Genomic DNA, 22,856 nt, shown 5'->3' on the forward strand with positions numbered 1-22,856 from the left:
GAGCATGCGGTGGCCGACCGCATGCTCGGTAGCGAGCGTGTGCTCAGCCCAGCAGGATCACGTGCAGCGTGCGCGGCCCGTGCACGCCCTCGACGCGCGAGAGCTCGATGTCGCTCGTGGCGCTCGGCCCCGAGATCCACGTCTGCGGGCGCGTGGGGTGCGCGGCGAGGATCGTCACGGCCTCGGGCAGCGTGTGCACGACGTGCTCGGTCCGCACCACGCACACGTGCAGGTCGGGGACCAGGGTGATCGCCCGGCGCCCCTGGTCGTCCTCGCCGTCCAGGACGATCGTCCCGGTGTCCGCGACGGCCAGCCGGGACGCGGTCAGGACGGCGTCGACCTGGTCGAGCTCGGCCGCGGTCCGGCGGTCCTCGCGCGAGTCCTGCACGACGGCGGTCGCGTCCCCGAGCCCGCCGGTCCAGCCCGGGGGCAGCGCGGGGGGCACGACGACGGAGCGAGCGTCCGCGAGCAGCTCGCCCACGGTGCGGGCCAGGTCCTCCTCGGTCGCGGCCCGGTGCACGATCGCCCGGTAGTCGACGAGCCGGTCGACGAGGACCTCGATGGCTGCGGGGGACCCGGGGGAGTGCTCGCCCGTGGTCCGGTACCCGCGCGAGACGGGCGCCTGCTCGGCCACGGCGTCACCGAGGTGCGCGCCGTCGTTGATGACGGCCGCGCGCACGCGGGCCAGGATGTCGTCGCGAGCGCTCATCGGGCGTCTCCGGTGGTCTCGGGGGAAGCGGGGGAGGGCGGCGCCTCCGGGGTGACGTGCTCGTCAGCCCACCACTCGCGAAAGCTCTGCCGGGGCAGCACGGGCAGGTCGCGCGCGTCGGTCCACTTCGAGCCCGGGAACGGCAGCGACGTGATGCGGCCCTTGCTGCCGCCCAGGACGCGGGTCACGCCGCCGGCCTTCTCGGCGAGCTCGAACCGCCCGGGCGTGGCCATGACGAACGACGCGGCCTTCATGGCGGCGCCCCAGGCCGTGGGGCGGCCCCGGTCCTGGTCGACCTCGCGCGCCCGCAGGTGCACGAGCAGCGACGGGATGTCGATCTTCACGGGGCACACGTCGTAGCACGCGCCGCACAGCGTCGAGGCGTACGGCAGCGAGTTGTTGGGGTCGGACCTCCCCGTCGACCCTGTGAGCTGGGGCGTGAGGACCGCGCCGATCGGGCCCGGGTAGACCGAGCCGTACGCGTGCCCGCCCACGCGCTCGTAGACCGGGCACACGTTGAGGCACGCCGAGCAGCGGATGCAGTGCAGGGCAGCGCGGCCCACGTCGTCGGCCAGGGCCTTGCTGCGACCGTTGTCGAGCAGGACCAGGTGGAACTCCTGCGGGCCGTCGCCCGGTGTGACGCCCGTCCACAGCGACGTGTACGGGTTCATGCGCTCGCCCGTCGACGACCGGGGCAGGAGCGCCATGAAGACCTCGAGGTCCTGGTACGTGGGGATGAGCTTCTCGATGCCCATGACGGTGATGAGGGTCTCGGGGAGCGTGAGGCACATGCGGCCGTTGCCCTCGGACTCGACGACCGCGAGGGTGCCCGTGTCCGCGACGGCGAAGTTCGCGCCGCTGATCGCGACCTTCGCGGAGAGGAACTTGCGGCGCAGGTGCGCGCGGGCCGCCATGGCGAGCTCGCGCGGCGCGTCGGTCAGGTCGGGCGGTGCGTCGCCCATGCGCTCGAGGAAGATCTCGCGGATCTCCGAGCGGTTGCGGTGGATCGCGGGCACCAGGATGTGGGACGGCATGTCGTCCGCGAGCTGCACGATGAGCTCGGCGAGGTCGGTCTCGAACGCCGCGATGCCCTCCTCGGCGAGCGCCTCGTTGAGGCCGATCTCCTGCGTGACCATCGACTTGACCTTGACGACCTCGGTCTCGCCCGTGGCCTTGACCAGGTCCGTCACGATCCGGTTGGCCTCGGCGGAGTCCCGGGCCCAGTGCACGACGCCGCCGCGCGCGGTCACGTTGCGCTCGAGCTCTTCGAGGAGGTGCGGGAGGTCGCTCATGACGTGGGCCTTGATGGTCGAGCCCGCGTCGCGCAGCTCCTCCCAGTCGGGCACCTCGCCGACGACCGCCGCTCGCTTGGCACGGATGGTCGAGGTCGCGTGGGCCAGGTTGCGCCGCAGCTGAGTGTTGCCCAGCGCCTGCTTGGCGGCCTCGGGGAACGTCGCGCCCCAGCGCAGCGGGGCGTCGGGGTGGGGCACGTCGTCGGCCCAGCCGGGCTCCGCGCTGGTGCCGGGCGCGCCGTGGTGCGTGCCGCCGTCGGGCAGGGCCTTGGCGCCGCGCCGGGTGGGGAAGCCGAGGAAGGTGCTCATCGCGCGGCCCCCGCCGACGAGTTGTCAGAGCTGGGGCGATGGATATCCCGGTGTGCTTCTGACAACGGATCTGTCTCTGACGAGTTGTCAGAGCTGGGCCGGGGGATACCCCGGTGTGCTTCTGACAACGGATCCACGCCCCGATCAGGGGCCTCGGCGGAGGCGCCCCGCGACGAGGACGCGGGCGTCGCGGCATCGGGGTCCACGAGCGTGGGAGCCGACTGCGTCGAGGCGAGGATCTCCGCGAGGTGCATGGTGCGCACCCCGGAGCGCAGCTTCGAGAGCCCGCCGCCGATGTGCATGAGGCACGAGTAGTCGCCCGCCGTGACGACCTCCGCGCCCGTCGACTTCACGTTCGACATCTTGTCGCTGAGCATCGCGGTCGACGTCTCGGAGTTCTTGAGCGCGAACGTCCCGCCGAACCCGCAGCAGCTCTCGGCCCCGGGCAGCTCGACGAGGTCGATCCCGTCGACCGCCCGCAGGAGCTGGAGCGGCTTGTCGCCCACGCGGATCATGCGCAGCGAGTGGCACGTGGGGTGGTAGGTGACGCGGTGCGGGAAGTGTGCGCCGACGTCGGTCACGCCGAGCACGTCGACCAGCAGCTCGGACAGCTCGTAGGTCTTGGCGGCGAGGGCCTCGGCGGTCGCGCCCAGCTTCTCCTGCCCCGCGCGGCGGCACACCATGGCCTGCTGGTGGCGGATCGAGCCGGTGCACGAGCCCGACGGCACGACGATCGCGTCCCACTCGCCGTCGAGCGCGGGAGCGAAGGTCTCGACGTGGTTCCTGATGACGGGCACGGCCTCGTCGAAGTAGCCCGTGTTGACGTGCATCTGTCCGCAGCACGTCTGCTGCTCGGGGAAGTACACCTCGTGGCCGAGGCGTTCGAGGAGCTGGACGGTGGCCCGGGGGGCCTGGGGGAACATCGCGTCGGCGATGCAGGTGGCGGCGAGGGCGATGCGCACTGGGGACTCCAGCCGGGCAGGGGGCGGTGGGATTCAGTCTGGTCCCGGCGGGCGGCGAGTGCCCGTCGGAGGTACCGCGCGGCCCTCCCGGCCCCTGCTCGGCGCCGAGCAGGCTGTGGTCTGACCACACGATGTCCGAGCCACTGTAGACCATCGAGGGCGTGTGGTCAGACCACATGCGGACGGCGTGTCAGAACGCGGCTGGTCCCCCGAACGCCAGGGCGGAGCCGAGCATGCTGCGAAGTGGCCCCCGTCACACAGGAAGGCCTCTTATCCTGCGGATTGCCGGCCCGCCGTGGGCTGAGTCGACGAGCCCGCCATCCTCGGGCTCGCGCTCTTCTCGTTGCTGGAGGTTCATCTCGTCATGCCTGTCCCGACACCGACACCCCCGCGTTCTCGGAGGCTCGTCGTCGGCGCCGTCGCTGCACTGACCGTCCTCGTCGCCGCGACCGGAGGGCTCGCGGCGACCGCACCGGTCGCCACCGCGGCATCCACCACTGCCACCACTACCGATGACGGGCTCGCGGTGACCGCACCGGTCGCCACGGTCGACGCTCCGGCGTCCCCCGTGGGCGAGTTCTCTGCCGCCATGTGCCCTGGCGCCACGCACCACGACCCGAGGTGGTCCGGGCCCGAGTACTACACCGACCTCACGCTCGTCTCCGGCGAGCGGCTGGAAGCGTACAACGCGGGACGGCTCGTCCCGCTCTACGACGTCGACGGGACGGCCGACGCCGACTCGCACCCGCCGCTGTGCGCCGTCCGGTACGACGCCGCGACCGGCGGCCCGGTCTCCGAGTGGGCGTTCTGCACCGACGCCCTGCTGAACACGTGCAACAACCTGCTGCCGGGTGGTGTGCTCGCGGAAGGGGACGTCCCGATCCCGTTCCCCACCCTGGCCAGACCGCAACGTCTGAACGAGCAGCAGCTCGCCGCTGTCGACACGATGATCCGCGACGGCTACACGTCCCCCCTGGGCCTCGTCGGCCGAGCTGACGGGGCGGTGCCGGAGCGGCTCATGCTCCAGTCGATGATCTGGTGCGTCACCGACGGGATCAACTGCGACATGTTCGGACTGGACCACGCGGAGATCGCCTGGCTCGCGGACATGGGCCGCGAGTGGGTCGACGTGACCGCGACGAACCCGACGGTCTTGCCCGGGCAGGAGATCTCGTGGGACCTCAGGACCACTGCCTTCGGGAGCCCCATCGCCATCAGCTCGGACGTGCCCGTCCGGGTGTGCGAGGAGTCCGCCGGGCACGCGGAGCTCGCGACGGACGGCGTCCTCGTCATTCACGACGCCCCCACCTACCCCGCGGAGGTCAGGCTGTGTGCTGACGCCGTCGCTGACGAGGGATCCGTCATGCTGACGGCGCGCGGCGGTGGGGACGGCACGTCCTACCATCAGAGCGACGTCACGAGCACTCCCCTCGGCGAGGACTGCCAGATCTACGCGACGTGGGAGCAGGCGCCGTTCAAGGACAGCGAGACGGTCACGGTCTCGTCGGAGCCGTCGGAGCCGTCGGAGCCGTCGGAGCCGTCGGAGCCTCCGACCGACGAGCCGGCTGACGAGCCGGCCGACGAGCCGACCGCCGACGCACCGGGCGACGGGTCGAGCACGGGCTCGTCGACGGGCACCTCGACGTCCGGCGCGACGACGGAGGGCGAGCCCTCCACGGCGTCGGTCCCGTCGTCCGCCGACGGGGCCCGGGAGTCGCAGAAGCCCGGCCGGCTCGCCACGACGGGAACCGCGCTCGGAACGGCGGTCGGCGCGGCGGCGCTGCTCGTCGTCGGCGGAACGGTCGTCCTGCTCCTGCGGCGCGGGCGCCTGACACCGACTGACTCTGCCTGACACCGACTGACGCCAACTGACGCCAACTGACGCCCCAGCCGGTCTCCCGCAGGGCGTCGTCAGGACGAGCGTGACCGAGCTGCCGTGCTCGTCCTGCCGACGCCCCACGGCACTACGCTGACCTCGTGCGCACCCACGAGATCGTCCTCGCCCGCATCGAGGCCGACCTGGCCGCAGGCCGCTGGGGCCTCGGCGAACGGCTCCCGGCCGAGCGTGCGCTCGCCGAGGAGCTCGGCGTCTCGCGCCCTTCCGTCCGTGAGGCGCTGCGCGTCCTGGAGGCCATGGGCATCGTGCGCACCGCGGTCGGTTCGGGGCCCGACGCCGGAGCCACCGTCATCGACCGGCCCGCCGCGGGCCTGGGGGCGGCCGTGCGTCTGCACGTCGCCTCCGGGACGCTCGTGGTCCGCGACGTCGTGGAGACCCGGGTGCTCCTGGAGACCTGGGCGGTCGGGCAGGCCGCCACGACCGCCGGCGGCGCGGGACTGTCCGAGGCCGTCGCGCTGCTCGACACCATGGACGATCCCTCGCTCGACCCGGCCCGCTTCCGCGAGCTCGACGCTGCGTTCCACGTGGCCCTCGTCCGGCTCGCGGGCAACGTCCTGGTGGAGGCCGTCATGACGGGCCTGCGGGGCGCGATCGAGTCCTACGTCGAGGCCGGCACGGAGCGGTTGGAGGACTGGCCCCGCACCGCGGTGCGCCTGCGCGCCGAGCACCGCGCGGTCCTCGACGCGGTCGCGCGCGGCGACGGTGCCGGGGCTGCGGACGCGGTGCGCGAGCACATCGAGGGCTTCTACCGCGAGGCGGGGTTGTGAGCTGCGCCCCACGGCCCGCGGCCCACAGGTAGCGAGGTAGAGGGTTGCCGTCGAGGTAGAGGGCTGGGGCCCTCTGTCTCGATGCCGACCCTCTACCTCGGTGACGACCCTCCACCTCGACGACGCCCCGCCCGGGGAGCCCCCGACGTAGGGTTCCCCTGAGCCCACCGGCTGCGCTCGCTCGCCCTGCCCGGTGGACGGCGCTCGACCTCTTGCCGCACCACCAGTCCTGGAGGACCCATGATCATCGACCACCTGGACGTCCTCGCCGCGGCCCAGCGCATCGCGGGGCAGGTGCGGCCGGTCGCGCTCGCGCCCATGGACCCTGGTGCCCTCGGTGCCGCGACGGGCGTCTTCGCGCTCGAGCTCATGCAGCACACGGGCTCGTTCAAGGCCCGGGGTGCCCTGAACTTCGTGGGTGCGCACCTCGACGCCGGCACGCTGCCCGAGGCCGGGATCGTGATCGCGTCGGGCGGGAACGCTGGCATGGCGAACGCGTGGGCAGCGCGGGCCCACGGGGTCCGGGCGACCGTGTTCGTGCCCGAGTCCGCGCCGGCGGTCAAGGTCGCACGCCTGCGCACGCTCGGCGCCGAGGTCCACCAGGTGGGGTCCGAGTACGCCGAGGCGCTCGACGCCGCGCAGCGCTTCGCGACCGAGACCGGCGCCCTGGCGTCGCACGCCTACGACAACCCGCTGATCGCCGCGGGCGCGGGCACGCTGCTCGAGGAGATCGTCGCGGCGCGGAGCGATGTCGACACCGTGGTCGTCGCGGTCGGAGGTGGCGGGTTGTTCAGCGGCGTGGCCGCTGCGGCGCACCCGCGCGGGATCAGGGTCGTGGCGGTCGAACCCCGCGGGGCCCAGGCCCTGCACGCCGCGCTCGCGGCGGGCGAGGTCGTCGACGTCCCCGTCGCGTCGGTCGCGGCCGACTCGCTCGGCGCCCGCCGCACCTCCGAGATGGCGCTGTCGCTCGCGCAGAGCGACGGCGTGCGCTCGGTCCTGGTCACCGACGAGGCGATCGTCGCCGCGCGCCGGCACCTGTGGGACGAGCGGCGGCTCGTCGTCGAGCACGGTGCCGCTGCGGCGCTCGCCGCGCTCGAGTCGCGCGCCTACGTGCCCGAGCCGGGCGAGACCGTCGCGGTCGTGCTGTGCGGGGCGAACACGGACCCCGCGGACCTCGTGCGCTGATCGCTGCCCGGCCTGCCTTCCGTCGGGCCGCCGTCAGCAGGCCCGCCCTGTTCCGTTCCGGGCGTGTCACGCGCCCCTGGCGAACGCGCCCGACCGCGGCGCCCTGCCACCTGTTGCGCCCCGCGGCGCCCTGCCACCTGTTGCGCCCCGAGGGGCCCCGTCCCACCCTGGAGGGGCGCGACGTGCCGCCCGGACGCACCCCGTCCGGACGGCCGCCCGCCGACGTTCCCCCAGGAACCGGGGCGGTTCTCGCGCGTTCAGGTCACGTCCCGCCGATCGTCGGACGCGAGCGCCCGACGGTCCCCAGCGCCCACCGGCCGCCAGGAAGGACCCTGCGATGAGCGACACCGCGCGACCCACGACCCAGGCCCCGGGCGAACCCGAGCTGGTGCTGTCCAAGGGCACGGTCTACGTGATCTTCAGCGCCCTGCTGGCTGCGATGTTCCTGTCCGCGCTGGACCAGTCCGTGGTGGGCACGGCGCTGCCCACGATCGTGGGGGACCTCGGTGCGGCCCAGGACGAGGGGTGGATCATCACGGCCTACCTCCTCGCGATCGCGATCGTGATGCCGATCTACGGCAAGATCGGCGACCTGCGGGGGCGTCGTCTGCCGTTCCTCGTCGCGATCGCGATCTTCGTGGTCGGCTCGACGGGTTCGGCGCTGTCGTCGTCGTTCGTGGACCTCGTGGTGTGGCGCTCGGTCCAGGGGCTCGGGGCCGGGGGCCTGGTCATCCTGAGCCAGGCGATCATCGCCGACATCGTCTCGGCCCGGGACCGCGGCCGGTACATGGGTCCCATGGGGGCGGTGTTCGGGATCGCCACGGTCGCGGGACCGCTGCTGGGCGGCTGGTTCACGGACGGGCCGGGGTGGCGCTGGTGCTTCTGGCTCAACGTCCCGATCGGCCTGATCGCGTTCGGGATCGCCTGGTTCAAGCTCCGGCTCCCGTCGCGCACGCCGAGCAAGCGGTTCGACGTCGGGGGCGCGCTCCTGATGGCGGTCACGACCGCGGGCATCGTGCTCCTCACGAGCTGGAGCTCGATCACGAGCGCGAAGAAGTACGACTGGAGCAGCCCGGCCCTGCTCACGGTGCTGGTCGTGACGGTGCTCGCGCTGATCGCCTTCCTCGTCGTCGAGACCCGCGTGGCCGACCCCCTCATCCCGCTCCACCTGTTCCGGAGCCGGACGTTCTCGGTCTCGGTCTCGATCGCCCTGATCCTCGGGATGACGATGTTCGCGGCGCTGTCGTTCCTGCCGACCTTCCTGCAGATGGCCCACGGCTACGGCGCGACCGAGTCGGGGCTGCTCATGCTGCCCATGACGGTGGGCCTGATGATCACGGCGATCGGCTCGGGTCTGCTCATCGCGCGCAGCGGGAGGTACAAGATCTACCCGATCCTCGGGATGGGGATCGCGACGGTGGGGCTGGTCCTGCTCACGCAGCTCACGGCCGACATCTCGATGCTGACGTTCGGCGCGATGATCTTCGTGCTCGGGTTCGGGCTGGGCCTCGTGCTGCAGACCATCGTGATCGCGGTGCAGAACTCGGTCGCCCCCGAGATGGTGGGAGTGGCGACGTCCACCAACAACTTCTTGCGCGAGATCGGGGCCGCGGTCGGCACCAGCGTGTTCTCGACCGTGTTCACCTCGAGGCTGACGTCCAACCTGGCCGACGCGACCAAGGAGCTGCCGGCGAGCGAGATGCCCAAGGACTTCGGTCCGGACGCTCTCACACCGGATGCCGTCAAGGAGCTGCCGGCGGCGCTGCACGACCTCGTCGTCAACGCCTACACCGACGCGCTCGCGCCGGCCTTCTGGTACCTGGTCCCGCTCGGGGTGCTGGGCTTCGTCATCGCGTTCTTCATGAAGGAGCTCAAGCTCTCCGACCAGGCGGGTCTGGTGGCGAGGGGCGCAGCGGTCGCGAAGTGAGGCCCGCCGGTCACCGGCCCGGGTCGCCCTGACGTCCGACGGCGGAGCGCACCCAGGTACGTGGGTGCGCCCCGCCGTCGGGCACCTCTCAGTGGGGGTAGCGGTTCGCCCCCGGGAACTCTCCCAGCTGCTCGGGGAGGGCGCCGATCGCAGCCACCTGCGCCGCGGGGGTCTGCATGGCCCAGTTCATCCACCCGGGGATGAACGAGTTGCCGGCGACGACGGCGCCGGTGTGGGTGATGTGGATGTGGCCCACGACGCAGAGCGTCATACCGCCGAACTGGACGAACGTGTACGCGTACCGGGTGTCACGGGCAGTCGACGTGTTGACGAAGACCGACGCCGCGAAATCTGCGGCGTGGACCAGGTTGGTCGCGTCGGCGTTGGTGAACGGGACGGGAAAGCCGTTGACGCACTTGTTGGGATCCCAGGGCATGGTTCTCTCCTTCAGTCGGGTCGATCGAGTGGTTGGTCGGGTGGAGCTCGTGCTGAGGTAGGGGCCCGTGCGGTGCGTCAGCCGACCGCACCGGTGCCGCGCTCGACCGCGCGCGTGGCGCCCGGCCACACCCCGTAGAGGTCGATGATGATCTGGCCGTTGGGGAACTGGCCCACGGGCGACGGCCAGTTGAACCGGTGCTTCTCGTCGTCGAACATCCCCTTGAAGGCCAGGTCGAGCTGGAGGCCGGTCGCGTTCACGGGGATGGGGTTCATCGCTGTCGCCCGCCCGCCGGAGACGGACGCGCTGGACGAGTGCTGGACGCCGTCGACCGTGTAGGTGGCGGTGGCGTCGACGATGTACGTCCCGCTGTGGGAGTCGTCGAGCAGGATCGAGATCCCCGAGAGGTTGTTGGTCCAGCCCAGTACCGGGGTCTGTCCCACGAACGACGCGAACTGGTAGGCGACGGGCATCAGGGTGGTCGCGACGACGTTCGGGTCGGCCGGCCACAGGTGCTGCTCGAACGAGCTGCTGGACTTCGTCTGCGCGTAGGAGCCCTTCGCGTCGCCGCCTGCGTTGCCCGCCATGGCGTTGGTGGCGCCGACCGATCCCGTGATCGAGAACGACGAGTTCGAGGACTGGGCCCCGAGGTTGAGCCCGCTCACGGCCATGAGGGCCTGCGTGATGATGCCGAACCCCTGCGTGATCTGCCCGTTCTGGTACATCCCGGCGCTCTTGGCCTGCGCGACGAGCCAGTCGTGGTGCGTGCCGATCTGGCTCAGGGGGGACGCGAGGTAGGACTGGTTGGCGAGCAGGAAGGTCGAGCTCAGCGAGCCCTCGTGCCCGAACTTCCAGGTCAGCTCGAGACCGGCGTCGACCTTGGTCCCGGTGTCGGGGTCGACGACGGAGCCGTTGAGGTTGACGGCCGCAGAGGTCGTCGAGACGTCCGACGACTGGACCTTCCACTCGTTGGACGGTGACGTCGTGGTCGCGATGTCCGCACTCGGGAGGGTCGAGACGTACTGGAAGGCGCCCGTCGTCGGGGTGACGATGCCGACGGCCCCCGCCGCGACGTGCGCGTCCAGGCTCCAGTTGCCCCAGTAGGACGGTTGGGTGTTACGCAGCATCTGGGTGAATCCCAGGTTCCAGTTGGTGCTCATCAGGTCCTCCATCTCATTGCAGGACGGCGCCGGGCGGCGCCGAGAACCTCCTCATCGGAGCAGGGCCGGCGCACCGGGCGGCACGGTCGGACGTCGCCCGGCCGACGGGTGCGGCGGGCGTCACCGCACGGCGTCGGCTTCGCGACGAGCGGTCGCGTGACCGCGCCGCACGCGGGCGTCCCGGGCGCGCACGGGAGGTCGTCGTGAGTCCGGGCGCTGCCCCGCGCGTCGCCGCGGAGGGCGGACCGGACCCGTCCGGACGCGCGGTTCGCGGCGTGCGGAGCGGACCGATCCCCTCGCCGGACGTCGTCCTGGCGCACCACGGGCGACGAGCGCCGTGCGTCCGCCACGCGGTCCGCGAGGTCGGGCGCTGCCTGCTGTGCGGGGAGCGACGGCTGGAGGACCCCCGGGCGTCACGGACCCGCACCGCCAGGTTCAGAGAGAATGTCCTCCGATCGCCGCCTACCATGCGTCTATGAGTCCTGAGCCCGCTCGCGACCATGCTGTCCCCCCGAAGATCGGGGCCGAGTGAGTTCGGCGGACTCCCAGCGCGTGCGGCGCGAGTTGCGGGTGATCGGGCCGTTCCAGGTGCGCGTGGACGGACAGGTGCGCCCGATGCCGCACAGCGCGGAGCGGGTGCTCGCCGTCGTGGCGCTCGTGGGTCCGCTCGCCCGGTCGCGCGCCGCGGCCCTGCTCTGGCCCGATGCGAGCCCGTCCCGCGCCGGCGCCAACCTCCGCGCAGCGCTCTCCCGGCTCGGCGACGTCGCGGAGGGGTTCGTCCACCTCTCGGGTGAGGTGCTCGCGCTCGCGGAGGAGGCATCGGTCGACCTCGACACCGCCTTCGCATGGATCAACGCGACCATCTACGACGACGTGCTGCCGGCAGCCGGTGCACCGCCCGCGTGGATCGGTCGGACTCTGCTCCCTGGGTGGGGGGACGGCTGGCTCACCGGTCCCAACGAGCGGTTGCAGATGCTCGAGGCGCAGGCGCTCGGGAGCGCCGCGGAGCGGCTCCTTGCCGCAGGGCACCCCGACGGCGCCCTGCCGTACGCCCTCTCGGCGGTCGAGGTGCAGCCGTGGTCGGAGAGCGCCAACCGGCTCACGATCGAGATCCATGCCCGCAGGGGGGACCCGAGCAACGCCCTGCGGCACTACCGTCGCTTCCGGCACGCGCTCGGGCTGGAGCTCGGCGTCGAGCCCGGCCCCGACATCCGGGCGGCGATCCGGCAGCTCTACCCGTTCGGCAACCCGCTGGTCGAGGCCGTCGACCCGCAGGCGGCGCGCAGGTGAGCTGCCGGTCCCCGGTCGCCCTGATGCCCGACGGCGGAGCGCACCCAGGTACGTGGGTGCGCTCCGCCGTCGGGCATCAGGGCAGGAGGGTCAGCCGAAGATCTCGTCCTCGAGCAGGACCACGCCCTCGAGGCGGTTGCGCACCGACGTCACACGCCAGCGGTCCGGGAAGAGCGCCAGGTACTCGCCGTCCTCGCGCTGGAGGACCTCGACGCCGGGCTGCTCGTTGAGCTGCGCGACCCAGTCCTTCGTGGTCCGCAGCGCCATGGAGTAGCCCAGGCGGTCGAGCGACACGGGCGCGTTGAACTCGGTCGCCATGCGGTGCTCGGCGACCTCGAACTGCATGGGGCCCACCACGGCCAGGACCGGCGCCTGGTCACCGCGCAGGTCGGAGCGCAGGACCTGGACGACGCCCTCGGCGCCGAGCTGCATGACGCCGCGCTGGAACTGCTTGTAGCGCGAGACGTCCTTGGCGCGCATGACCGCGAAGTGCTCGGGGGCGAACGTCGGCAGCGGCGGGAACTCGACCTTCTTGTCCAGGTAGAGCGTGTCGCCCACGCGCAGGCCTGCCGCGTTGACGAGCCCCACGACGTCGCCCGGGTAGGCCGTGTCGACGATGGTGCGCTCGCGACCGAAGACCTGCTGCGCGTACTTGGTCGCGAACGGCTTGCCCGTGCGGGCCGAGCTCACGACCATGCCGCGCTCGAACACGCCCGAGCAGATGCGCGCGAACGCGAGCCGGTCGCGGTGCGCGGTGTCCATGCCGGCCTGCATCTTGAAGACGAACGCGCTGAAGGGCGCCTCGACCGGGCGCGTGTCCTCGGTGACCGTGACGCGGGGCGACGGCGAGGGCGCGACGTCGACCAGGACGTCGAGCAGCGCGTGGACGCCGAAGTTCTGCACGGCGGACCCGAACAGGACGGGCGTCGTCTGCCCGGCCAGGAACGTCTCCTGGTCGTGGTCGCCGTTGGAGTCGGCGAGCAGCTCGGCCTCCTCGACCGCGGTGGTCCAGGCGTCGCCCTCGCGCGCCACGGCCGCGTCCGGGTCCATGACCTCCTCGGGGGCGATCGTGGTGCCGCCGGCGGTGCGCGTGTAGTGCACGTACTGACCCGTGCGGCGGTCCAGCACGCCCCGGAAGTCGCCGCCGACACCCACGGGCCACGTGAGGGGCGTGGGGACCAGGCCCGTGCGCTCCTGGATCTCGTCCATGAGCTCGAGCGCGTCCTTGCCCGGACGGTCCCACTTGTTGATGACCGTGATGAGCGGGATGCCGCGGTGCTTGCAGACCGCGAAGAGCTTCATGGTCTGGACCTCGAGGCCCTTGGCGGCGTCGACCAGCATGACCGCGGCGTCGACCGCGGACAGCACGCGGTACGTGTCCTCGGAGAAGTCCGCGTGCCCCGGGGTGTCGACCAGGTTGATCATCGCGTCGCGGTAGGTGAACTGGAGGGCCGCGGACGTGATCGAGATGCCACGGTCCTGCTCCATGTCCATCCAGTCGGACACCGTGCGCCGGCCCGCCTTGCCGTCGGCGCGGCCCGCCTCACGGATCGCGTTGGCGTGCAGCGCGAGCGCCTCGGTGAGCGTCGACTTGCCGGCGTCGGGGTGGCTGATGACCGCGAACGAGCGGCGGCGCGAGGCCTCCGCGAGGACGGTCGCCTGCTCCTTCGCCGGGCTCGCCGGGGTGGTGGTGCTGGAGGGCGTGGTGGGCTGGTCCGCTGAGGGCACTGGAACGTCCTGTGGCTTCCTGCAGTTTCCTGCGCGATCGAGGGCAAGGGGGCGGGGCGCATCCGCGCGGGACGCAGCACCCAGCTCTCCATTCTCCCGCGAGATCGAGCCGGCCGTGACCACGTCGGCGACGGCTCACTCCGGGGCGGGATCACCGCGGCTCAGCCGGATCTCCTCGAGGTCGAGCCGGGCCTGCACCTGCCGCAGGACGGTGTCGTCGATCGCCCGCTGGTCGCGCAGGCGCACGACCGTCTCGCGCTTGCGAGCGAGCAGCGCGAGGCGCAGCTCGGTGTACTCGTCGTCGAGGAGCACCGCGGGGTCGGGGTCGTCCCCCTCGCCGTCCCGGGCGCGGAGCAGCGTGAGGTGCTCCTCGTACTCGCCACGCAGCCGGTCGACGACCGACGGGTCGGTGCCGAGCGACGCCGCGACGTCCGGGAGCGCGTCGAGGGCCTCCTGCGCCGCGGTCTCGTCGGCGAGCCGACGTTCGCGAGCCAGCCCGTCGTCGTCGGGCAGGCGCGCCCACCGGATCGTCGGGGCCAGCAGGAGCCCCTGGACGACGAGCGTCGTCGCGACCACGCCGCACGTGATGAAGACGATGAGGTCGCGGTCGGGGAAGGGCGCGCCCGAGCTCAGGTGCGTGGGCACCGCGAGCGCCGCGGCCAACGAGACCGCGCCCCGGAAGCCCGCGACCGTGCTGACCGCGCGCGCCCGGTTCGTGACGCGCCGCCCGCGCTGGGACGGACGCCGGTCGACGAGCCGGATCGTGTAGGCCGAGAGCACGAGGAACGCGAACCGCACCACGAGGATGACCACGCACACGACCGCGACGCCGACGATCGCCGTGACGAGGTCCTCGGACACCAGGTTGCGCACCGCGGACTGCGCCTCGAGGCCCACGAGCACGAACAGCGACGCGTTGATGAGGTAGGTCGAGACCGACCAGAACGCGACGGTCTGCTGCCGCGTGGCCGCGCGCCCGATGCGCGGCCCGACCTGGCTCATGACGAGACCGCACACGACCACGGCCAGCACGCCGGACGCCTCGATCAGCTCGGCGAGCAGGTATGCCGTGAACGGGATGAGCAGGACGACCACGTTGCCGAGCAGCGGGTCGTCGATGCGGCGCCGGGCGAGGACCGCGAGCCACGCGACGAGCAGGCCCACCGCGATCCCGCCGCCGTACGCGAGCACGAACAGCCAGGTCACGTGCCCGGCGCCGAGCGTCTCCTCGCCCACGGTCACGCCCACCGCGACGCCGTAGAGGACGAGCGCGGTGCCGTCGTTGACGAGGCTCTCGGCCCGCAGGACCGTGACCGTGCGCCGGGGCAGGGCGCGTGCGAGGACGCCGACGGCGGTCGCGTCGGTCGGGGCGACCGCCGCACCCAGGACCCACGCGGGACCCCACGGCAGACCCAGCGCGTGGGCGGCGGTCGCGACGGCCGCCGCGGTGACGACCACGAGCAGCGTGCTCGTCAGGACGATCCCGCGCAGGGTCGCGCGGATCTCGCGCAACGAGATGGTGATGGCCTCCCAGTAGAGGAGCACGGGGAGGAAGACGAGCAGCATGAGCTCGGGAGGCAGGTGCACCTGCCGCAGGGCGGGCACGAACCCGAGGACGATCCCTGCGACGAGCAGCAGGATCGGGTCGGCGACCCGCGTGCGGCGAGCGAGGATCCCGCACACCACGATGACCACGCCGAGGACCACGACGAGCTCGAGGCCGATCACCGCTGCCTCCTGGGGGGTCTCGTGCGCCCGGCACGCCTGGGCGGCCGGTGGTCAGGGTGCTGGGCCCGTGGCACGGGCCCAGCGCCGCTCGTGGCTACTTCGCCGTCGGGATCGGGTGGCCCTCGGAGGCCTGCACGACGACGATGCCGCGACCCGTGAGACCGAGCTGGTACGCCTCGCCCGACCCGCGGCCGATCGCGGCCGAGAGCTTCGCGGTCTTGCGGATCGTGGACGTGAGCGAGCTCGACCACAGGACCGCGGCCTGCATGTCGACGTACGTGGGCTCGTCGACGTCGAGGACCACGGGCGTCCCGTACGCCGTCACGGCGAGCGCACCCGTGCCCGTGAACGTGGTGTTGAAGAGCCCGCCGCTCATCATGGACGCACCCTCGACGCGGTTGATGTCCCACGTGAGGGTGCTCTCGAACGCGAGGACGTTCGAGCCGTTGACCGTGACGGACTCGCCCTCCAGGTGCAGGACGAACACCTGGTCCGCGTCCTGGGCGAGGAACACGTCGCCGCTGCCCGAGACCTTCATGAGGGACATGCCCTCACCCGTGAAGGCCTTCTTGAACATCTTGGCGACACCGCCCGAACCCTCGTACGCGAAGTCGACGTCGCCCTGGTACGCGACCATGGAGCCCTGCCGGGCGTAGAAGAAGCCGCCCGTGCCCGCGAGGTCGACCTTGAGCATGCGGTCGTTCTGCAGCTGGAAGCTCCCCGGCTCGCCGGGCTGTTCGGTGTGGTGCATGAGTGTGCTGCGCATGGCACCGATCATCCGGCACACGGGGAGCCGCTGCACTCGCGAGGACACCGGGCACGACCTAGGTCGCCGCGATGAACCCGGTCGAGAACAGGGCGGCGACGACCGCCCCGGCCGTCACGACCACGAACGTCACGAACACCAGACGCTCGACCCCGGGGCTGCGGGACCACGCCTGTCGGCGGGCGACGAGCAGGAGGACCAGGCTTGCGACGACGACGCCCGCCGACACCGTCGCCGCACCCGTCCGGGTGCTCTGCGCCGGGCAGGGGGGCAGCATGTCCAAGGAGCCGTCCGTCCCGCTCCCCACCGCGGCGCACACGACCTCGAGCGTCGCGCTCCACACGAGCACCACCAGCGCAGCGGCGGCCAGCAGCACGGCACGACGGACCGGGTGGACCGGAGCACGCGGGTGCCCGGTCTCGTGGGGGCTCGTCGCGACCTCGTCGTCGGGCATCGCAGCAGTCTGGCAACTACCGCGCCTTCCCGCCAGCCCCGCCGGCTCGCCGACCCGGACCAGGCCGCACCCGACCACGGCTCGCAGCGCGCCCACCGGCGCGCCGCCGCTGCCCACAGGTTCCCGGGGAGACGATGGCCCGATGAGCGCGCAGAGCGAGACCGTCGGTCGGGTGCAGGTCGAGACGAGCCATGGCGCGGTCGAGGGGACCGTCGCCCACGGCGTCGAGCGGTTCTTCGGCGTCCCGTACGCGGCTCCGCCGTTCGGCGCGCGCCGCTTCGCGCCTCCCCGTCCGGTCGAGCCGTGGGACGGCGTCCGGGACGCGACGCGCCACGGGGCCACGGCGCCCCAGTCGCCCTACCCCGGGGCGCTCGGGGCCCTGCTGCCGACCGTGACGGTCGCGGGGGACGACGTCCTGCACGTCAACGTCTTCACCCCGGCAGACCGAGGCGCCGACCTGCTCCCCGTCGTGGTGTGGGTGCACGGCGGCTCGCTCGCGCACGGGTCCAACGCGCTCGCGGGCTACGACGGCACGCGGTTCGCCCAGGACGGCGTCGTGCTCGTCGGCGTCAACTACCGGCTCGGGGCCGAGGGGTTCTCGGTGCTCGACGGCGCTCCCCGCAACCTCGGCCTGGCCGACCAGCTCGCCGCGCTGCGCTGGGTCCAGGACGAGGTCGCGGCGTTCGGTGGCGACCCGCGCCGGGTGACGCTCGCAGGCCAGTCGGCCGGGGGCAACACGGTCTCGGCGATCCTCGCGCACCCCTCGGCCCCCGACCTGGTCGCCCGGGCGATCGTCCAGAGCGGCCCCCTGTCCGCCCAGCCGTCCGCGAGGGCGGGGCGCATCACGCGCGCCATGGGCAAGGACCTGGGGGTCCCGACGACGCGTGCAGGCTTCGCGACCGTCCTGCCCGAGGCGCTCGTCGCCTCGCAGGACCGCGTGACCGCTGGGGCCACGCCGCTCACGGGAGGGCCCGGGTTCGCGCTCGTCCTCGACGACGACCTGGTGCCCCGCACGCCCCAGGACGCGCTCGTCGCGGGCGCCGGGAGCACGATCCCGCTGCTGATCGGGGCCACGACCGAGGAGTACCGCCTCTGGTTCGTGCCCACGGGGCTGCTGAGCCGGTTCCGGTGGTGGCACCTGGCCGTGGCGCGGCGCAAGGTCGGCATCTCGGCCCGGGCCGTCCGCCTGTTCCGGCGCAACCGCCCCGGGGCGACCGCGGGGGAGCTCCTCGGGGCGCTCGCGACCGACGTCCTGCTGCGCGTCCCGCTCCAGCAGGTCGCCGACGCGCGCCGGTCCGCCGGCGCGGAGACGTTCGTGTACGAGTTCGCGTGGCGCAGCCCGGTCCAGGACCTCGGTGCCGCGCACGCGGTCGAGCTCGGGTTCGTGTTCGACGGTCTCGCGACGCCCGACTCCGTCGCGCTCGCGGGCCCCGACGCCCCGCAGTCGCTCGCGACCGCGATGCACGGCGCGTGGGTCGCGTTCGCGACCTCGGGCGACCCGGGCTGGCAGCGCTGGGACGAGACCCGGCCCGTGCGGGTCTTCGACGGCGAGGGCGACCCCGTGGTCCTCGCGCCGCGCGACGACGAACAGGCCGCGCTCGACGCGCCCTGAGATTTTCAGGAGAGGTCGCGCAGGGCGAAGATCTTCCCGTGCACAGCAGCCGCCCCGACACCGACGTCCTCGACGCCTCGTCCTCCGTACCGCCCGCCCGACCGTCCACCGCCGCGGACCCGCTCACCGGCCGGACCGGCCCCAACGCCTGGAGGCTCTACCGGGCCACGGGTCCCATCCGGGACGGCGCCGCCGCGCCCGGCCCGCAGTCGCCCGTGCAGCCCCCGCCCGTGCTGCTCCTGCACGGCGTGACCGACTCGGGGGAGTGCTGGCCCGGCACGGTCCGACACCTCGTCCGCACGCGCGACGTCCTGACGCTCGACGCGCGCGGCCACGGAGGTTCCGAGCTGCCCGACGAGCCGTTCACGCTCGCGGCGCTCGCGGACGACGCGGCCCGCGCGGTCCGGGACGTGCTCGGGCGCCCGGCGGTCGTCGTCGGGCACTCGATGGGCGGCCTGACGGCGCAGGAGCTCGCGCTGCGCCACCCCGACCTGGTCCTCGGCCTGGTCCTGGAGGACCCGGCGTGGGGCGTGCTCGACGCCCAGCACGACGAGGGCGGGCGGCCGCTCTTCCTCGCGCCCGGCATCGAGGCGGCCCGCGGACGCCCGACGGCGGAGCTCGCGGCGGACTTCCGCGCCCGCTTCCCGCAGTGGTCGCCCGAGGAGTCGGAGCCCTGGGCCCGCGCCCAGCGAGCGGTCTCGCCGCGCCTGCTGGAGGTCCCGCACGAGTGGACCGCGCGCGACTGGCCCGTCGCGTTCGACGGGCGGGTGCCGGTCGTGGTCGCGGCGGGCGAGGCGTCGAGCTACTCGCTCGTGCCCGACGACGGCGCGCGCCGAGCCGAGCAGGTCCTCGCGGGCAGGGGCCGGGTCGTGCGGGTCGCCGGGGCGGGGCACTGCGTGCGGCGTGACGACCTGGGGACGTTCCTGGGCCTGGTCGACGAGCTGCTGGCCGAGGTCGAGGGCTCGATGATCGGGGGGTGAGCGGGACCTCGGTCGCTCGGTGCTCGTCCGGCCCCGCACCGACCGGGCCCCGTACACCCTCCGGGGCCCGGTCCCGCGCCGGCGCAGCCGGCGGACGTCTACGCGAGGACGAGCTTGTCGCCGTCCGTCGGGTGGTCGGCGAGCGCGACGCTGCGGACCGCCGGGTCCTCGTAGGTGTTCCAGTAGTAGGTCGTGGTCCGGGAGGAGAAGAGCCCGGTGTAGATCGTGATCTCGAACTCGCCCGACCCCATCGCAGCGCACCCGTCGACCATCGCGACCTGCTGCAGCGTGTGGAACGCCCGGCTGACGTTCTCCTCCTCGGTCCCCTTGGCCCGGTAGTGGTTGTTGACGTACGCGGCGCGGACGAACCGGGAGGGCGAGTAGTAGTCCCCGGGGATCCCCCGCATGTGCGAGCCCGAGCCGAACGGAGTGAGGTGCGCGCTGCCGAGCACGGTGTCCTGGGGGAACTCGGGCGAGGTGTTGAGGTAGTTGCGCAGGTTCTCGTGGTGCCAGGAGAACCCGGGCTGGTTCGTCAGGACGTCGACGTCGTCGTGGAAGACCTGCATGCCGTCGCTCGTGTACTCCACGACGATCGAGCGGTGCGCGTCGCCGATGAACCAGTGGAGCAGCGAGCTCGGGTACTTGTCGTTGATCGGCTTGTCGACGATCGCCACGTCCTTGAGCGCGGCCTCGACCTCGTCCACGTTCGCGAACTGCGACGCCACCCACAGCGGGAACTCGTAGGCGGCGACGTTGACCGCGCCGTCGACGGGGCCGGTGGCGTACTCCGCGTACCCCGGGAAGTTGAGCCCCGCGACGGCCAGGCCCGCGTCGTTGCCGGCGTCGAAGTAGAGCGGGGTGTCCTCCTCGACGATGCCCATGCCGATGACAGCGTGCTCGATGCTGGGCACCGCGCCGAACGGTGACCTCGGTGCGTACCCCGTGGGAGTGACCACCACCTGCTCCCCGTACCCGCTCGTCCAGTCGAGGTTCCGTGCGAGGTAGACGTTCCCCTGCCCGTCCGAGAACCTGATTCCCGTGCACATAGCTGTACCCCTGTCGTCGTCGATGCAAGGCGAGGCGGACGCGGTCCGCCGTGCCCCGCGTCGTGCCCCCGTCCTTCCATGGTCGTCTCTGATCGACGGTCGTGCTCAGCGAGACCGCGAGCATCGAGCGCTCCAGGGCCGGGGCCACGCCCCCGCGCGCCTCGTCCCACGAGGTCGTCCAGGTCCCGCAAGAGGTCGGGCGCACGGACCGGCGACTTGGTCGATCCGCCCACCCGGGGGAATGATCGACCCATGCTCACCCTCACCGGAGCCGCCGGCTCGCGCATCGTCGGGATCGGCCACCACCAGCCCGAGCGGACGCTCACCAACGACGACATCGCTCAGCTGGTCGAGACCAACGACGAGTGGATCCGGTCGCGCACCGGGATCGTGACGCGTCACGTCGCGGCCGAGGACGAGACCGTGGCCGACATGGCGACCGCGGCGGCGCGCCACGCGCTCGAGGACGCCGGCATCGCGGCGAGCGCGGTCGACATGGTCATCGTCGCGACGGCCACGGCGCGCGACCGCTCGCCCAACACCGCGGGCCGGGTGGCGTACAACCTGCGCACGGGTGTCATGCCCGGCCAGTCCACGCCCGAGGAGGAGGACGCACCCGACCTGCGCGGCGTCGTCGGGCCCGTGATCCTGGACGTCAACGTCGCGTGCTCGGGCTTCGCGCACGCCCTGGGCCTCGCGGACCAGGCGATCCGCACGGGAGCCGCGACCACGGCCCTCGTGATCGGCGCCGAGAAGCTGACCGACTTCACCGACTGGACCGACCGCGTGACGTGCATCCTCACGGCCGACGGCGCGGGGGCGTTCGTGGTGCAGGGCACCGACACCCCGGGGATCGGGCCGGTCGCGTGGGGCTCGGAGCCCGAGCTGACCCCGGCCGTGCTCATCGAGGCCCCGGACGAGAAGTTCGTGCAGGACGGGCGCGCGGTCTTCCGCTGGGCCATCACGCGCGCGGCGGACCGGGCGCGTGCCGCGGTCGAGAAGTCGGGCCTGACGCTCGACGACATCGAGGTGCTCGTCGCGCACCAGGCGAACCTGCGGATCATCGAGCCGCTCGCCAAGGCGCTGGGCCTCGAGGACAAGGTCGTCGTCACGGACATCACCGAGTCGGGCAACACCTCGGCCGCGAGCATCCCGCTGGGCCTGTCGAAGTGGTGGCACTCGGGCAAGATCCCCGCGGGCGTGCCCGCGCTGCTCATCGGCTTCGGCGGAGGCTTCGCGTGGGCCGGGCAGGTCGTGGAGACGCCCTCGCGCTGATCCGCCCGCCGTCGACCGGTGGACCGCGGGCTGCCCGCTGCCCGCCGAGACGGCCGGACCGGCCCGCGGGGCGGGTCCCGCCGAGACGGCCGGACGACGGCGTGCCACGCTGGGCGCATGGCTCGTGACGTGCGCGTGCGCCGCCTGCGCCGCGAGGCGTGGGGGTTCGTCGTCGGGTCGGCGTGCTTCCTGGTCGGCGCGGTGCCGTTCTACGCCCAGGCCGTAGGACCCGTCGCGGTGGGCGTGACGTTCTGCGTCGGCTCGGTCTTCTTCACGCTCGCCGCGGCGATCCAGCTGAGCCTGAGCGGACGCCGGGTGCCCCGCAGGGGGACCCTCCCGGCCGACCGCTGGGACTGGTGGGCCGCGGCCGTCCAGCTCGCCGGGACCCTCTTCTTCAACATCAGCACGGCGGCCGCGCTGGGCGCGGCGATCGCCGACCCCACGCGCCTGGGCGCGGGCTGGCGGCCCGACGCCTACGGGTCGGTCGCGTTCCTCGTCTCGAGCGCGTTCGCGGTCGTCGCGACCCGGGACCGCGGTCACCTGTGGGACGCGGACGCGCGCACGTGGCACGGGACGTGGCTCAACCTGGTGGGCTCGGTCGCGTTCGGCGCGTCGGCCGTGGGTGCGTACGTGGTGCCGCAGACGGACTCGCTCGTGAGCGCGTTCTGGGCCAACCTCGGCACGCTGCTCGGCGCGGTGTGCTTCCTGGTCGCGGCGCTGCTGTCGCGCCGCACGATCGGCGAGGACGCGCCGCCCGCCGCGTCGTGAGCCGGCTACCGCGCGGTGCGGACGCGCGGCGCGGCCACGGCGTCCATGCCCTGCACGACGACGGCGCACCGGTCCTCGTCGTGCGCCGCGCCGTCGGCGGCGCGCTCGAGGAGGCGCCGCAGGGTCGCGCGGTCCGCGGGGTCGAGCCACGCGAGCAGGTCCTCCTCGGCCGCCGCGACGCGCGCGTCGAGGTCGGCGAGGACCGTGCGCCCCTTGCCGGTCGCGACGATGCGCCGGGTCCGGCGGTCGGTGGGGTCGGCCTGGCGCTCGACGAGGTCGCAGTCGACGTACTTGTCGATCAGGTAGGTCATGACGGTCCGGTCGATCCCGAGCCGCGCCGCGAGCGCGGCCTGGCTGGGCGGGGTGTCGTGCACGACGGCGGAGAGCACCTGGTAGCCGCGCGTCCCGTCGGGCAGGTCCTGGGCGAGCGCGTCGACGCGAGTGCTCCACTCGCGCAGGAGCGCGGTGAGCGACCAGCCGAGAGGGCTGGGGGAGCGGGAGGTGTCCGGCGTCGCGAGGGTCACGCCCCCAGGATACAACGGAATGATCTAGAGAGAAGATGAGT

General features: G+C 72.9%; 19 protein-coding genes and 1 pseudogene. 9 read left to right on the top strand and 11 right to left on the bottom strand.

Annotated features, from left to right (window positions below):
- Positions 1-43 precede the first annotated feature (43 nt).
- The 3 genes and pseudogenes from ACIPWA_RS00310 to ACIPWA_RS00320 form a co-directional block, all read right to left on the bottom strand.
- On the bottom strand, positions 44-709 hold the full coding sequence (locus tag ACIPWA_RS00310; RefSeq protein ID WP_400287604.1) for a LutC/YkgG family protein: 666 nt from the start codon (positions 707-709) through the stop codon (positions 44-46).
- Positions 706-2,310: a LutB/LldF family L-lactate oxidation iron-sulfur protein gene (locus ACIPWA_RS00315; protein ID WP_400287606.1), complete on the bottom strand. Its 1,605-nt coding sequence runs from the start codon at positions 2,308-2,310 to the stop codon at positions 706-708. Before ACIPWA_RS00315 ends, ACIPWA_RS00310 begins: the two co-directional genes overlap by 4 nt.
- 176 nt (positions 2,311-2,486) lie before the next feature.
- A pseudogene (locus tag ACIPWA_RS00320) lies at positions 2,487-3,272 on the bottom strand ((Fe-S)-binding protein); the annotation flags it as partial.
- Positions 3,273-3,636: 364 nt separating this feature from the next.
- Here ACIPWA_RS00320 and ACIPWA_RS00325 point away from each other — a divergent pair.
- The 4 genes from ACIPWA_RS00325 to ACIPWA_RS00340 all read left to right on the top strand — a co-directional run bounded on the left by ACIPWA_RS00325 (position 3,637) and on the right by ACIPWA_RS00340 (position 9,048).
- Positions 3,637-5,124, top strand: a complete 1,488-nt coding sequence (locus ACIPWA_RS00325) for a hypothetical protein (protein ID WP_400287608.1) — start codon at positions 3,637-3,639, stop codon at positions 5,122-5,124.
- 125 nt (positions 5,125-5,249) lie between these two features.
- Positions 5,250-5,936, top strand: a complete 687-nt coding sequence (locus tag ACIPWA_RS00330) for a FadR/GntR family transcriptional regulator (protein ID WP_056763063.1) — start codon at positions 5,250-5,252, stop codon at positions 5,934-5,936.
- A gap of 243 nt (positions 5,937-6,179) precedes the next feature.
- Positions 6,180-7,121, top strand: coding sequence for a serine/threonine dehydratase (locus tag ACIPWA_RS00335; RefSeq protein ID WP_400288427.1), 942 nt, complete (start codon positions 6,180-6,182; stop codon positions 7,119-7,121).
- A gap of 337 nt (positions 7,122-7,458) precedes the next feature.
- Positions 7,459-9,048 (top strand): MDR family MFS transporter, encoded by a 1,590-nt coding sequence (locus tag ACIPWA_RS00340; protein WP_056649534.1) that lies wholly within the window; start codon positions 7,459-7,461, stop codon positions 9,046-9,048.
- Positions 9,049-9,136: 88 nt separating this feature from the next.
- On the opposite strand, the gene ACIPWA_RS00345 is transcribed toward ACIPWA_RS00340, so the two are convergent.
- Both ACIPWA_RS00345 and ACIPWA_RS00350 read right to left on the bottom strand, forming a co-directional pair.
- On the bottom strand, positions 9,137-9,484 hold the full coding sequence (locus tag ACIPWA_RS00345; RefSeq protein ID WP_068625844.1) for a hypothetical protein: 348 nt from the start codon (positions 9,482-9,484) through the stop codon (positions 9,137-9,139).
- Between the two features lie 77 nt (positions 9,485-9,561).
- Positions 9,562-10,644 carry a hypothetical protein gene (locus ACIPWA_RS00350; RefSeq protein WP_068625879.1) on the bottom strand — a complete coding sequence of 361 codons (1,083 nt, stop codon included), beginning with the start codon at positions 10,642-10,644 and terminating at the stop codon, positions 9,562-9,564.
- Positions 10,645-11,259: 615 nt separating this feature from the next.
- Between ACIPWA_RS00350 and ACIPWA_RS00355 the strand changes: the two genes are divergently transcribed.
- The gene (locus tag ACIPWA_RS00355; protein WP_400287612.1) at positions 11,260-11,934 is read left to right on the top strand and encodes an AfsR/SARP family transcriptional regulator; all 675 of its coding nucleotides are present in this window, start codon (positions 11,260-11,262) and stop codon (positions 11,932-11,934) included.
- Between the two features lie 90 nt (positions 11,935-12,024).
- Here the strand turns inward: ACIPWA_RS00355 and ACIPWA_RS00360 are convergent, their stop codons facing one another.
- The 4 genes from ACIPWA_RS00360 to ACIPWA_RS00375 all read right to left on the bottom strand — a co-directional run bounded on the left by ACIPWA_RS00360 (position 12,025) and on the right by ACIPWA_RS00375 (position 16,610).
- On the bottom strand, positions 12,025-13,662 hold the full coding sequence (locus tag ACIPWA_RS00360) for a peptide chain release factor 3 (RefSeq protein WP_056763067.1): 1,638 nt from the start codon (positions 13,660-13,662) through the stop codon (positions 12,025-12,027).
- A 135-nt stretch (positions 13,663-13,797) separates the two neighbouring features.
- Positions 13,798-15,390, bottom strand: coding sequence for a Na+/H+ antiporter (locus ACIPWA_RS00365; protein ID WP_400287615.1), 1,593 nt, complete (start codon positions 15,388-15,390; stop codon positions 13,798-13,800).
- A 94-nt stretch (positions 15,391-15,484) separates the two neighbouring features.
- On the bottom strand, positions 15,485-16,156 hold the full coding sequence (locus ACIPWA_RS00370) for an AIM24 family protein (protein WP_400287617.1): 672 nt from the start codon (positions 16,154-16,156) through the stop codon (positions 15,485-15,487).
- Between the two features lie 58 nt (positions 16,157-16,214).
- On the bottom strand, positions 16,215-16,610 hold the full coding sequence (locus ACIPWA_RS00375; protein WP_400287619.1) for a hypothetical protein: 396 nt from the start codon (positions 16,608-16,610) through the stop codon (positions 16,215-16,217).
- A gap of 142 nt (positions 16,611-16,752) precedes the next feature.
- Here ACIPWA_RS00375 and ACIPWA_RS00380 point away from each other — a divergent pair, with 142 nt between their 5' ends.
- Positions 16,753-18,222 (top strand): carboxylesterase/lipase family protein, encoded by a 1,470-nt coding sequence (locus ACIPWA_RS00380; protein WP_400287621.1) that lies wholly within the window; start codon positions 16,753-16,755, stop codon positions 18,220-18,222.
- Positions 18,223-18,260: 38 nt separating this feature from the next.
- The gene (locus ACIPWA_RS00385) at positions 18,261-19,202 is read left to right on the top strand and encodes an alpha/beta fold hydrolase (protein WP_400287623.1); all 942 of its coding nucleotides are present in this window, start codon (positions 18,261-18,263) and stop codon (positions 19,200-19,202) included.
- A gap of 98 nt (positions 19,203-19,300) precedes the next feature.
- Here ACIPWA_RS00385 and bsh read toward each other — a convergent pair whose 3' ends face one another.
- The gene (gene bsh, locus ACIPWA_RS00390) at positions 19,301-20,248 is read right to left on the bottom strand and encodes a choloylglycine hydrolase (RefSeq protein WP_400287625.1); all 948 of its coding nucleotides are present in this window, start codon (positions 20,246-20,248) and stop codon (positions 19,301-19,303) included.
- 252 nt (positions 20,249-20,500) lie between these two features.
- Between bsh and ACIPWA_RS00395 the strand changes: the two genes are divergently transcribed.
- Together ACIPWA_RS00395 and ACIPWA_RS00400 are read left to right on the top strand one after the other, a co-directional pair.
- On the top strand, positions 20,501-21,523 hold the full coding sequence (locus ACIPWA_RS00395) for a beta-ketoacyl-ACP synthase III (protein ID WP_056649554.1): 1,023 nt from the start codon (positions 20,501-20,503) through the stop codon (positions 21,521-21,523).
- Between the two features lie 117 nt (positions 21,524-21,640).
- On the top strand, positions 21,641-22,291 hold the full coding sequence (locus tag ACIPWA_RS00400; RefSeq protein WP_400287628.1) for a hypothetical protein: 651 nt from the start codon (positions 21,641-21,643) through the stop codon (positions 22,289-22,291).
- Between the two features lie 5 nt (positions 22,292-22,296).
- Here ACIPWA_RS00400 and ACIPWA_RS00405 read toward each other — a convergent pair whose 3' ends face one another.
- Entirely contained in the window at positions 22,297-22,815 is a 519-nt protein-coding gene (locus tag ACIPWA_RS00405; RefSeq protein WP_400287630.1) for a MarR family winged helix-turn-helix transcriptional regulator, read from the bottom strand.
- Positions 22,816-22,856: the final 41 nt, after the last annotated feature.

Origin of the sequence: Oerskovia enterophila, assembly GCF_044748475.1 — a bacterium.
GTDB lineage: Bacteria > Actinomycetota > Actinomycetes > Actinomycetales > Cellulomonadaceae > Oerskovia > Oerskovia enterophila.